9 protein-coding genes are annotated in these 12,471 nt (G+C 46.0%); 6 read left to right on the forward strand and 3 right to left on the reverse strand.

The features are described from left to right. Window positions 1-42 precede the first annotated feature (42 nt). From ACFQ0C_RS06665 to ACFQ0C_RS06685, 5 genes are all read left to right on the forward strand, one after another. Window positions 43-1,344 carry an ABC transporter substrate-binding protein gene (locus ACFQ0C_RS06665; protein WP_379365163.1) on the forward strand — a complete coding sequence of 434 codons (1,302 nt, stop codon included), beginning with the start codon at window positions 43-45 and terminating at the stop codon, window positions 1,342-1,344. Window positions 1,345-1,407: 63 nt separating this feature from the next. Further along, on the forward strand, window positions 1,408-2,094 hold the full coding sequence (locus tag ACFQ0C_RS06670; protein WP_379365165.1) for a hypothetical protein: 687 nt from the start codon (window positions 1,408-1,410) through the stop codon (window positions 2,092-2,094). 48 nt (window positions 2,095-2,142) lie between these two features. After that, the gene (locus ACFQ0C_RS06675; protein ID WP_379365167.1) at window positions 2,143-3,024 is read left to right on the forward strand and encodes a carbohydrate ABC transporter permease; all 882 of its coding nucleotides are present in this window, start codon (window positions 2,143-2,145) and stop codon (window positions 3,022-3,024) included. Further along, the gene (locus ACFQ0C_RS06680; protein ID WP_379365169.1) at window positions 3,014-3,871 is read left to right on the forward strand and encodes a carbohydrate ABC transporter permease; all 858 of its coding nucleotides are present in this window, start codon (window positions 3,014-3,016) and stop codon (window positions 3,869-3,871) included. The genes ACFQ0C_RS06675 and ACFQ0C_RS06680 overlap by 11 nt, the downstream gene beginning before the upstream one ends. 11 nt (window positions 3,872-3,882) lie before the next feature. Further along, entirely contained in the window at window positions 3,883-5,226 is a 1,344-nt protein-coding gene (locus ACFQ0C_RS06685) for an FAD-dependent oxidoreductase (protein WP_379365171.1), read from the forward strand. Window positions 5,227-5,409: 183 nt separating this feature from the next. Here the strand turns inward: ACFQ0C_RS06685 and ACFQ0C_RS06690 are convergent, their stop codons facing one another. Next, window positions 5,410-7,761, reverse strand: coding sequence for a helix-turn-helix domain-containing protein (locus ACFQ0C_RS06690; protein ID WP_379365173.1), 2,352 nt, complete (start codon window positions 7,759-7,761; stop codon window positions 5,410-5,412). A 161-nt stretch (window positions 7,762-7,922) separates the two neighbouring features. Between ACFQ0C_RS06690 and ACFQ0C_RS06695 the strand changes: the two genes are divergently transcribed. Beyond that, entirely contained in the window at window positions 7,923-8,135 is a 213-nt protein-coding gene (locus ACFQ0C_RS06695; protein ID WP_379365175.1) for a helix-turn-helix domain-containing protein, read from the forward strand. A gap of 53 nt (window positions 8,136-8,188) precedes the next feature. Here ACFQ0C_RS06695 and ACFQ0C_RS06700 read toward each other — a convergent pair whose 3' ends face one another. Both ACFQ0C_RS06700 and ACFQ0C_RS06705 read right to left on the reverse strand, forming a co-directional pair. Continuing rightward, the gene (locus ACFQ0C_RS06700) at window positions 8,189-9,193 is read right to left on the reverse strand and encodes a zinc-dependent alcohol dehydrogenase family protein (protein ID WP_379365177.1); all 1,005 of its coding nucleotides are present in this window, start codon (window positions 9,191-9,193) and stop codon (window positions 8,189-8,191) included. A gap of 974 nt (window positions 9,194-10,167) precedes the next feature. Beyond that, complete coding sequence (locus ACFQ0C_RS06705; RefSeq protein WP_379365179.1) at window positions 10,168-12,459, reverse strand: helix-turn-helix domain-containing protein; 2,292 nt, start codon at window positions 12,457-12,459, stop codon at window positions 10,168-10,170. Window positions 12,460-12,471 lie beyond the last annotated feature (12 nt).

The following is a 12,471-nucleotide window of genomic DNA, read 5'->3' on the forward strand; positions in this document are numbered from 1 at the left end:
TGAAAGCTGTAGACCAGTTCTTAAGAATCAGGGGGGAATTACATGAAGAAATGGGTAAGCAGTCTTTTAGTCATACCTATGATAGCGTTATCAGCAGGATGCTCCAAGCAGGAAACAACCCAACCAAGTAGTACAACTCCAGCAAGTGCAAGCGATAAACCGGTAACCTTGAAGTTTTTGACCTGGGGGAATCAAGCGCATCAAGATATGTACACCAAGCTGCTTGAGACTTACAAAAAGACGCATCCGAACGTCACGGTAACTATGGAATCCATTCCATTCGCCGACTATCAACAGAAGGTATCCGTGCTTGCAGCGGGAAGGGAGTTGCCAGACCTTGCTTGGGTATCCGAGCGTATGGTGCCGCAGTTCATGGCTAACAACATTTTGGCGGATGTGTCTGACGTGAAAGCAGATGCATCATTTAATTTGGACGATTTCATTCCTTCCACGTTGAACTTGTTTACCAAAGACGGCAAATTGTACGGATTACCGTTCTCTACGCCTCCAAGCGTCATGTTCTATAACCAGGATTTATTTGAAAAAGCAGGGCTTGCTTCTCCTAACGAGCTGGCCAAACAAGGCAAATGGACTTGGGAAGAGTTTGTCAAATCTGCCAAAGCCATTACAAGCGGTAATGGAGCAACCAAAATATACGGCGCTAATTTCTTCCGTGATTGGAAAACCTGGATTCTGCTTTCTTCGTATGCTTGGTCTAACGGCAGTGGGCCGTTCGATAAAGATATGACCAAGTTTACATGGAACGATAAATATGGTGTTGATACTTTGAAAATGGTTCAAAATATGATGTTCGTGGATCAATCTCATCCAAAAGCAGGAGAACAGATCAATTTCGAATCAGGGAAAATAGGCATGTTCTTCGATGTATACAGCTATGTGTCCAAAGCTCGTACCATCAAGGATTTTAAATGGAGTATTGCTCCAATGCCATCCGGATCGAAAGGTTCCGTTCCCATGATGGGGCAAGCTGGTTACGTCGTGTTTAAAGAAAGTAAAAATCAGAAGGAAGTCAAGGAGCTGCTGAAGTTTTTTGCCAGCCAAGAAGGTATTCAGACTTCATCCACCTTCTTCGTGCCTCCACGCAAGTCCGTGCTGAACTCGGATTCCTTTCTCAAACAGCCCGACAGTCCGGACCCGTCTATCATCAAGCAAGCCGTTATCGATGAGATGGCCAAAGCTATCGTACAGCCAGGACATGTTCAATGGCAAAAGATCGATAATGAGATTTTAGCCGGATTTGATCAGCTCTTCGGTCAAACCGCACAGCCTGAGCAAATTATAAAAACGATGGACGAGAAAGTAACTCCGCTTTTAAAAAAATAACAGTTGGATCAAGCAGCGGTTCGTTCCATAACGAGCCGTTGCTTTACTAAGAAGGGAGTTCACATGAACCGATTACGCCAAGCCTTGCATGAACCTAAGCTTCAACTATTCGTCAGCCTGCCTTCGAACGATCTGAATCTGGCCAAAGCAGCCTTACAGGAAGGAGCCGATGGACTGAAGGTACACATTAATGTAGATCATCGTGCCAGCGGTAACAGCTTCGGCCCCTTATCTGAATATGCCGAAACCTTTCGCAGCATTCGTTCACAATTCAACGGGCCGTTAGGTATTGTTCCGGGGGGTTCGCTTGAGTCTATTAACCCACAGGAGATCGAACAGCTGGGTGACTTGGATGTAGACTTCTTCTCGATCTACGCGTGGCATATGCCTGCCTTTTTATTGCATGCTCCCAAACTGGCCGCTACCTTCGCTATTGATAATCAGTTTGACACCAGACTGCTGGAAGCTGCAAAAGCTTTTCCTATAGAAGCTCTGGAAGCTTCCGTTATTCCCTCATCGGAATATGGGACTCCACTAAACTTTGCTGATCTGCTGCGGTATCGTTGGTTGGCCCAAACAGCCAATTTACCTGTAATTGTGCCGTCCCAGCGCAAATTGGTTGCTGCCGATGTTCCTGCCCTAAAGGATAGCGGTGTTAAAGCCTTGCTGCTTGGCGCTGTCGTTGTAGGCAAGAGCGCAGATGAAATCCAACGAGCGGTGCATGACTTCCGCAATGCGATCGATAGTTAGGGGCGAAATGATATGGCGAATTCACCTTTAGCAAAAAGGAAAAAAATAATGAATCCATTAGCACGCGAAGCGAACATTACAGGATGGATTTTTGTCTCGCCTATGGTAATTGGCTTTGCTGCCATACTGCTGGTCCCTCTGCTCCAGGCATTTTATATGAGCTTGACGGATTGGCCCCTACTTGGTGAATCCAAATTCATTGGCTTCGACAATTATGTTAACATTGTGACCGACCGCGACTTTTGGCGCGTACTCGGCAACACCTTTTATTTTGCAGCGGGGCTGGTGCCGTTAAACATTGGGATAGCTCTATTGTTAGCAGTTCTGCTGGCCAAAAGCATGCCTGGCATCAGCATGTTCCGCACAGCCCTCTTCGTTCCCGTTATGACATCACTGATCGTCTGGTCTATCGTCTGGAAATATATGTTCGCCACAGACTCCGGCTTTATTAATCAGATTTTGCAGCTAATCGGCGTCCAAGGGCCGGCATGGCTGTATAATCCTAAGCTGGCAATGCCGGCGGTTATCCTTACGAGCGTGCTGAAAAACGTCGGCTTAAACATGGTACTGTTTATAGCAGCCTTGCAGCAGGTCCCCGCTCATTTATATGAAGCGGCCAAAATAGACGGTGCAGGACGATTTACGCAATTTTTTCGAGTTACGATTCCACTAATAACACCGACTTTATTTCTTACGATAATAATGACGGTCATTGGCTCAATGAAGGTGTTCGGACAAATTTACGTCATGACTCAAGGCGGTCCGGGAAGCAGCACCAAAGTAATGGTGTATTATATTTGGGAAAAAGCATTCAAGCTGTTTGAATTCGGCTATGCTTCAGCTTTGGCTTATATTCTTTTCTTTCTGATCATGGCATTCACATTGATTCAGTGGACGCTTAGGAAAAGGTGGATTTTTCATGAAAACTAAACCTTTGGCAGCAACTGCCTTTAATCGGATAGGTGTTACTCTCCATTATGCGGTATTAACCCTGTTCTCCGTCCTGCTGCTCGTTCCTTTTATTTGGATGATCTCGACTTCGCTTAAGGAACCGGCCAAAATTTTCGTATTCCCGCCGGAGTTTATCCCATCGCCCATCCGTTGGGCAAATTACGCAGAGGTACTACGGATCATCCCATTCCATTTGTTTTACTTCAACAGCTTATATATTGCCATTGTCGTTGTGATCGGAACGATTTTCTTCGCTTCGCTTGCCGGCTATGCCATAGGCCGAATCCCTTTCATAGGGAGAAACCTCATATTTTTACTGCTTTTAAGCACCATGATGGTTCCTACCGAAGTAACGGCTATCCCGATGTTTCTGTTCATGCGCGATATTGGTTTCCTCAATACGCATGTACCTCTGATTGTACTGCCGATATTCGGGGCGGGCGGCGTCTTCGGCGTCTTCGTCATGCGCCAATTTTTCCTTGGAATACCGAAGGATCTGGAAGAAGCGGCTATGATCGATGGCTGTTCAAGATTTCGTATTTATTGGAATATTATGCTGCCTCTGGCCAAGCCTGCGATAGCCACATTGACCATCTTTACTTTTCTGACAAGCTGGAATGACTTTTTTGAACCACTTATTTTTATTAATGACCGTAAACTAATGACGTTACCGCTCGCGCTATCACTTTTTACCGATGAAGCAGGTACATCCTGGCATCATTTGATGAGCGCTTCAGCCATGGCGACGCTGCCGCTGCTTATTGTCTTCTTTTTCGCACAAAAGCAATTTATTGAAGGCGCAGCTATGACAGGGTTAAAAGAATAGGAGAGATGAAAATGACTCGCAAGCTACAGGCGGATGTTGTTGTTGTCGGTGGAGGCCCTGCCGGGATCAATGCGGCTATAGCCGCTGGAAGACAAGGGGCAAGCACGGTACTGATCGAACGGTACGGCTTCCTCGGCGGTATGTCAACCGCAGCCTCCGTCTATCCATGGATGACCTTTCACACAGAACAAGGACTGCAAGTTATAAAAGGAATCGGGCAGGAGATTGTCGAGCGGTTAATGGAACGCGGAGGATCTCCCGGTCATTTGCGTGATACCATTGGCTTTGTCCATACCGTTACGCCATATCATCCTGAAATTTATAAGCTGCTGGCCATCGATATGCTGAAGGAGGCTGGCGTCAAGTTGCTCTTGCACAGCTTCGTGGACGGCGTTCAGGTGGAGGATCAGTATATCCGTTCGGTTCAGCTCACAGGTAAATCGGGCCCTATCCAAGTGTCCGGCAGCATGTTTGTCGATACTTCGGGTGATGCTGACGTCGCTTATTTATCTGGAGTCCCTACACTGATGGGACGCGAAGGAGATAAGCGAACCCAGCCGATGACAATGAAATTTCGTATGCGCGGAGTAGATATTGAAGCCATCCGCCAAAATATGATAGAGAATCCAACTAATTTTTATCACAAAACGCCGTTTAGTGAGCTAAACGTTTTACCGCTTACGGGCATTCAGGGCTTTTATTCCCAGTGGAATGCGGCTCAAGTGCCGATTAACCGGGATCAGGTTTTATTGTTCACCGGGCCGGCTCATGACGAGGTTCTGGTCAACTGCACCCGTGTGCAGGGATTAGACGGCACCAATGTCGAAGACTTGACTCAGGCCGAAGAAGAAGGGCTGCGGCAGGTTCTGCTTATGGCCGAATTTCTGCAATCCTCTGTTCCCGGATTCTCCCAAGCTTCCATTTCATCTGTAGCCACTCAGATCGGTATTCGTGAAACCCGAAGGATTGACGGGTTGTATCAGCTCGGCATCGACGACGTTGTCACAGGTAGACGATTCGATGATGTCATCGCTCGAAGCGGCTATCCGATCGATATCCACGATCCGTCCGGCAAAGGCGTGACCGAAGCCTTGGTCCGAGGGGATGGAGCTTACGACATCCCTTACCGCTGCCTCGTCCCGCAGCAGGTGCACAATCTGCTGGCAGCCGGACGCTGCATATCCACTTCGCACGAGGCTCTGGCTACAACAAGATTGACTCCTAGCTGCATGGCCACAGGACAAGCGGCTGGCACGGCCGCAGCAATTGCCAGCGCTAACAAGACGACAGCTGCAGAGGTTGATATTAAGCAGCTGCAGGCGCTGCTGGTTCAAGGGAACGCCGTGTTAGAGTAATAATTGTACCTCGCTTGACAGATTTAACTCATATCAGAGGAACTACTTGTTCCTCTGTCATCTGAAAAGCTCAAAAAACAGAGAGTTAACGGAACAGCCGGTTCCTTTATCTCTCTGTTTTTGTGTATAGGGCTCTAATTCGGTCGTGATAACGGAATTACGATTTCTCACACTGGAAGGCCATTATATCTTTCGGGCCATTTCACGATATTGGCTCGGTGTAATGCCTTCCTGTTTTTTAAATATACGGTTAAAATAACTGTGCTGATAGCCTACCTGGACGGCGACATCGTTAATTTTCAGCTCCGTATCTACCAGCAGCTCTTTGGCTTTACCCATTCGCAGCTCCGTCAAATAATCGATAAAATTTTTCCCGGTAACCTGTTTGAAGGTTTTACTCAAGGCTACCGGATTCAAGCCTGTATGATCAGCGCAGCTGTCCAGCGAAATATCGTTCATGTACTGATTCTGCAAGTAAATCATCGCTGACTCAATAACCTTCTTGATCTGCACATCGGATCTTGCCTCCAGTTCCATCACAAAGGGCTGTATCACTTTGCCGTTGAACCATTTAATCATTTTCTGCGGTTCCCGGATTTGAGTCAGCTGCTCGTACAGATTGACGGATTTATATACTCGATTCGGATCCATGCCTGAATGACGAATAGCATGAAGAATACTCCCCAACAGCTGCAGCATGCTTTGCTGAATATCAATTTCCTTAGCTCCTCTTTCCCGCAACGCCTCCAGAAATGCAGCAATCGTTGTCTCCGCTTCCTGCTGCCGGCCGGTGCGGATCAATTGAATGATTTCTCTCTCAAGCACAAACGGGTACCGCAGTTCATCGCTTTCCTCAACAACCTCCAGCATTTCCAGATCGATCATTTGATTCTCATTTTCAAAGTTCCGATAGCTTAATGCCTGTTTGGCTTCCTCATAGCACAATGGGATTTGTACAACGGAGTACGCTGCCTTCCCTATGGTTACGGACACCTGAAGCTTTAATATATGGTTGATCGCCTGCATCAATTCGTCGCTAAATGCGTGGAGCTCCATTCGATAGGATTGATCCGCAGGTACCATAATCAACAAGCCAACCGATAAATCATGGAAATTAATGACGTTCGCTTGCTCCCATCGGTTAACAGCCAGCTCTTCGATCATATTTGCAGCCGCAAACGTAATTAAACCCTCATCGCCCTGCGAGAAACGTCCTGTTAAATTTTCGAATCCTGTAAGCTGAATATGCATGACCAGAAACAGCCGTTCATCGACCATCCAGTCTAAATTCCGCATGCGCTCCTTCAGATCTTCCTCCGAATAGGAGTAAAGAAATCCTTGCACAAGCTGCAGCAGGAAGCCTTCCTTGACGTGAGGGAGCTGCTGCTCCAGCCTGTTTTGAAGGGTCGTGCTTTCCCTGCTTAAGTGCAGCCATTCCTTCTCGATCATTTTAAACTCATCATTCTGCTCGTTCATATTTCCTGCGAACAGCTTATTGGCAGCAAGCAGTCGAACAAGACGGTCAATTGGAGAATAGATGCGTCGTGAAGCAAGCCAGGATAAGAGAAACGCCAGAAGCAGAGCCGAACCGCTGACGAACAGGATTAGCCTTGATATAATAACAACCGGCTTCGTGATCGCATTAATAGGAGAGGCGGAGACGTAAATCCAATCCGTACCGATTCTCGAGAAGGCCCCATAGGAGACGGTATAGGTGGTCTTCTTCCATTCATAAAGGAAGGAGCCTGATCTTGAATCCCGATGGAGCACCTCATTTCTTAAAGCCTCATCGAATAAAGCCTCTTTGGAGACTCCTGTGCTCGTTACCAGAACATTTCCGCTTGTCTCCATAATGAATGTTTCCCCGACATTATACGGTGTCAGCGTTTTCAGTAAGCTGGAAACCTTGTCTGCATTTATACGGACCAGCAAAGCACCGAACGGTTCAAAATCAACTCCAGGCAATTTATGCACTAAGGTTAAATCCTTTACTCCGTCCTGGGCGGGATCTGTGTCCAAGCTTATCCAAAAAGCCAACTGCCCGCTAGCCAGCATTTGACTGTAGCTGTTCATAAGTATGGAGCTCTGGATAACATCATATTCAGGAGAAAATCGGATCGGCTTCACCCCGTTAACGAATAGCTCAGCTTGCCTCGCCAAAGGGGTTGATCCCTGCATGACACCTAATGTTTTCGTAACATCTCGCGCCACTTCGAAATCCTTGAAAAAATTCGTTGTCAGCAGGCTCGAATTGAACTTCGGATCAAATGCCCAGTGGGCAAGAGATTGCTCGATATAGGAGAATTGATCGTCGATATTGGCAGCTCTTTGCAATATTTGATTTTTATGCAGCTGCAGCATCTCATTCTCGAGGCGCTCCCCGCCCATCCAATATACGATGAACCCTATAATAAAACCCGGGATACTGGAAATAAGCAGAATCAAGATCAAGCTGTTGCGGAAAAATCTGCCTTTTAACATGGTTGCACCATCCGTTTCGCCCAATTTGTTACTTATATAGATTCGATGTTTCACAATTTTTTCCCTTTAATGCGATTATAGAGGCGAGATAAATTCGCGGCAAAAAGCCCCCAACGATATCCGTCAGCGGCTTATATCACATAACAAGCTTGTTCTTCAGCAGGTCTTTCTTATACACTAGTTCTTCATAAAGTGATACATCGCTGGGATTACTCTTGATAAGACTTACGCCAAACGAATATATTATCACTCGCCGCATCACCTTTGCCAAGGAGCTGCTTAAGTACTCCAGCATACCTGTCGCAGAAATTGCCGCACAATGTGGAACCGATAACGTCAGCCATTTTATATCCCTGTTCAAACATCGCGAAGAAATGACATCTCTAGCCTTCCGTAAAAAATGGCAGCGTCCGCGGGATACCATATAAATAAAACCGCTGCCGCTCGCTATCCAACAATAGTCGAGGGCAGCGGCAGCTGATTAATATACAATAACGCCTTTGGCTACATTTAATTGCCCATACCGGCTCATCGCTTCGGGTATTTCCTCCAGCTTAAATCTGTGACTGACAATAGGCTCTACACGAACTATGCCCTGTTCAATAAGTGCAATCGCTTCCTCATGAGTATGTGGATTAATGAAGGAACCATAAATCCGCAGCTCCTTGGAAAAAATGGCAAAAGGAGATACCGTGATCTGAGTCTCGGGAGAGGCTACGCCAAACAGCAGCACTTGGCCTCCCTTTCCCGCTGCTTCAATGGCCAGCTCCATAGAATCTTTGCGCCCGACACATTCAATAACCACATCGGCCCGATTCTTCAGCCCTTCCAATGCAGCTTCCGTGGGCTGCACTACCTCATCTGCTCCCAGCGCAAGAATTCCGGCATGCTTGTCAATAGCAGGTTCGCTGACAACAATACGGGAGGCTCCTTGCTTCTTGACCAACTGCAAAAACAGCTGTCCAATAAAACCGCCGCCTATCACCAGTACGGTATGAGTCGGACGTATGTCGATTTTTTTAAAGCCGTGCAGCACACAACCAAGAGGTTCAACCATAGCTCCCTCTATATAACTCATCGAGTCTGGCAGCAGATAGCAATTAGCCGCAGGTGCCGTACACCATTCCCCCATGCCTCCATCTCGTGTAACACCAACGGCTTGTAAACGATCGCATAATTGAACACGGCCATCACGGCAATATTTGCAGCTTCCACAATACATATTCGGATCGACGGACACCCGGTCGCCTACTTTAAGAGTCGTAACTTCTGCACCCAGCTCCATCACCTCGCCGGCAAACTCATGACCCAGCACAATCGGTGGCGTTACTGCCGCCGAACCCGGGTGCCCATGATAGATGTGCTGATCCGTACCACAAATGCCGCAGCTTTTTACCCGAATTCTTACTTCATCGGAAGCCAGCTCCTTGTTTTCCCAATCTGTCACTTCGATGTGATGAGTCCCTTTTAGTACGGCCGCTTGCATATTACATCTTCCCTCCATTGGCTTTGCTTGTATTTTGTGTCCAGTTGCCTGTTTACTATTCACCTTTTTTCTACGTCTCCCCATAATTATAGTCTACTCGGTGAATTCCGTATATTTCCCGTTTTTATATCATACCTAACTTGAACTGTACCTATTTCCACAAATCACCCAATCCGTTTTAAGAGAACTTCGGATCGAAGCCCTTTCGATGAGGATACATCCGTGTCTAAGCTGTAGCTTTTCTCGCAATATCAGACTTCTTCAGCTCCGCTGAGAACTTATAAAGTCTGGCTAATATGATAAGAAAGGGCTGTCCCAAAATTCATTTTGGAACAACCCATCCACCATTTTTTTGAATAAAGGGTTGCAAAGGAACCATTCATCTTAAAGGTTCTTTTGCACATTCTATGGGATCGATAGCGCTTCTGTATTCTCAGCGAATAGCAGAGATGAGCTCGCTTTCCAATGCGTGCTAATCGCTGGATTCGGGATTCGTTTACAGCATGGCATGGCAATCGCAGTCGCATTCGCAGTCGGCAGCTCAGCGAGCCCCACGCAATTATCAGGAAATTGTCACGTTATTTTCTCCGAAATATACATTTCAAGCCCAATAACTGGAATTCCTCCTGCTAATTCTAAGGATTGATCTCAGCCATATGCACTAGATTAACAGGAGTTTTTCCAGCTAGATTGCTTTCAAACGATATCCAGGCTGGATTAACGGGAGGATTTCCATCTATCATCTTTCTTTCCGCAGCCGTAAGAGTATTCTGGTCTCCTTTGCAATGAAAGCAACCTTTGAGCATCTGTTCTCGCTCGATGACTTAAGCAACATTAGAAAGGGCATTCTCACTTTAAATTCCTGTAGGGGCTAAGGTGCAGAATCGACCGGTTCCTTGCCTTGGCGTTCTGGCTTCATAGGCGGGACAAGTGGATCATACTAGTTAACCAGCTGAGTTCATTCAGCTATAGGCTCACAACTTCGAATACAGCTCCCTATACCGGCCAGGAGTCAATCCTTCCAGCTTCCTGAACGATCGGATAAAATTTTGCGCGTTATAGAACCCCAGCTGCTTGGCGATTTCATTGATCCTCATATCCGTATCAACCAACCATTTCTTGGCCATATCCATGCGGAACTTATGAAGATAATCACTGAAGGTGACTCCAGTTTGGGACCGGAATACCTTGCTGATGTAATAAGGATGATAATTAAGTGCAGCAGCACACATCTCCAGGGTGACATCCTTATTATAGTTTTCTTCAATAATATGAACAACCTGCTCGATGATTTTCTTATAATGGTCTTCCTTGCTATCCGATAAATGATCGATAATCGGCTCAATAATGATATCATGGAACCACTTTTCAATCTCATGAAGGTTTTTCAGCTCCAGCAGCTGGTTCAATAATGATTTCTCATCCTCAGTCCATATGACTTCGCTATGTCCCGAATCCTGCACGAACCGGACTACGCTAACCAGCAGCCTCACCAATGATAATTCATATTGCTTGATGTTCATCCGCTCTGCGGTTAAGGCTTCCATAAATTGATGCAGCAGCGGTCGAATCCGTTCTTTATCCGTTGCTTTAACTGCGTCCAGAAGCTCTTGTTCGATTTGAACCGGATACGATAATTTATTCGATTCTACGAAATCCATCTCATCATGAGATACAATTAGCGGCTGTCCTTGTTCCACCCTATATTTTAATGCTTCCAAAGCTTCATGGTAAGCCCGCGGAGTTGCATTGAATTCATGGTAAGGCTTGCTGATCCCTATACTAATAGGCAATTCCAAATAATAGCCTACCGATTTTTGGATTTTGCGGGTTAGCTCGTTCACTTCCGTTTTGATCAATTCCACATCTTCCTTCATCGTTCCGTACAAAGTAACCAGCGAATCCCCCATTACGATCGGATTTAAACGATTATGCACCGGAATAAGCTCAGACACAATATTATTCACCGCATACATGAGAATGTCTTTGTCCTTCTCTTCATATCTCGTCGTTTCCAGTGAATCTATCTGAACCGCAATGACATGCAAAGTCTTCCAATGACTCGCCCCGTTCAAGCTTGGTAATTTATCCTTGATCTCCCGGTCCGTCAGCTCCCCCTGGAACAGACGGAGGACGAAAAAATAAGTCAGCTGCGGTATTTGCTCCTGAAGCTGGTTGCTGATCTTCGTTTGGGTCTGCTTCATATGCTGGATGGAATAACTAATCGATTCGATTTCATCTATAGTTTCTCTTTCACTGCCCTCTCCACCATCGGCAACCATCGTATGCAGCTTACGGATCGGATTGTACATTTTTTGTGAGCCTTTATAGGAAATGATGCAAATAACAAAAATGCTGATCAAAGTAGTAATCAACGTCAGCCAGCCTATTTCGCGAGATTCCTTATTCATGGCTGTTATTGAAACCAATGAGATGTATACCCAGCCGTTATAATCCGATTTGCGGAACGAGATACCGGTATGCCCGTCTTCAAAATAGCCCTGCGGACTATTCATTGCGATCAGCTTCCCCATGTAAGGTGCTTGAGATACATCCTCCCCGATCATGCTCGAATCGGAATGGGCAATTATTTGATAATTGCGGTCAAGAATCAGAAACTCCCCAAGATCTGCATTTTGAATCAAATTTTTATTAAGCTCGTAGGTCGGAATCCTGGCAATAGCCAACCCAATAGGATCGGGTGAATTGATTGGAACCTTTTTGACCAGATTGACACTGTAATACTTCTTCGCTTTCGGATCATCAGAGGAGATGTAGGAATCATAGTAATCCTCAGTTTCCCAAGTCGAGAGCAGCGGGGATGACCTGTATTCCGATATCTTAGGAGATACTTGGCCCTTATCGAATCGGGACACCCCGCCCCCTGACAAAACCCATTCCCGGTTAAAATTAATTAGAGATACATTTTGCACCCCAAGCTCGAAGGTTTGAAAATAATATAAGTCCGTCAAAAGCTGGTCCACAGTCTGAAAATCGTCGACTGACAAAGACTTGTTCATGGCTTGGTTAACGAAAGAGGAATTAACGAATTGGGTCACCGAGTTGTCTACATTTTTTAGAACCTGCTCCACTCTGGAATGAATTTGCGTCAAGATTTGCATATTTCCCTGAAGCACCTTTTTCTCTATCGTTTGGGATGCTTTGTAATAAGAAAATACGCCTAGGAAAATAAGCGGTAAGGTGCCTACCAGAAGGCAGAACAAGATCATTTTATATAAAAAACGACGCGGCAGCCTGATTTTCATTTCGTTCCTCCA

This window comes from Paenibacillus sp. GCM10027630 (assembly GCF_042676305.1).
GTDB lineage: Bacteria > Bacillota > Bacilli > Paenibacillales > NBRC-103111 > Paenibacillus_S.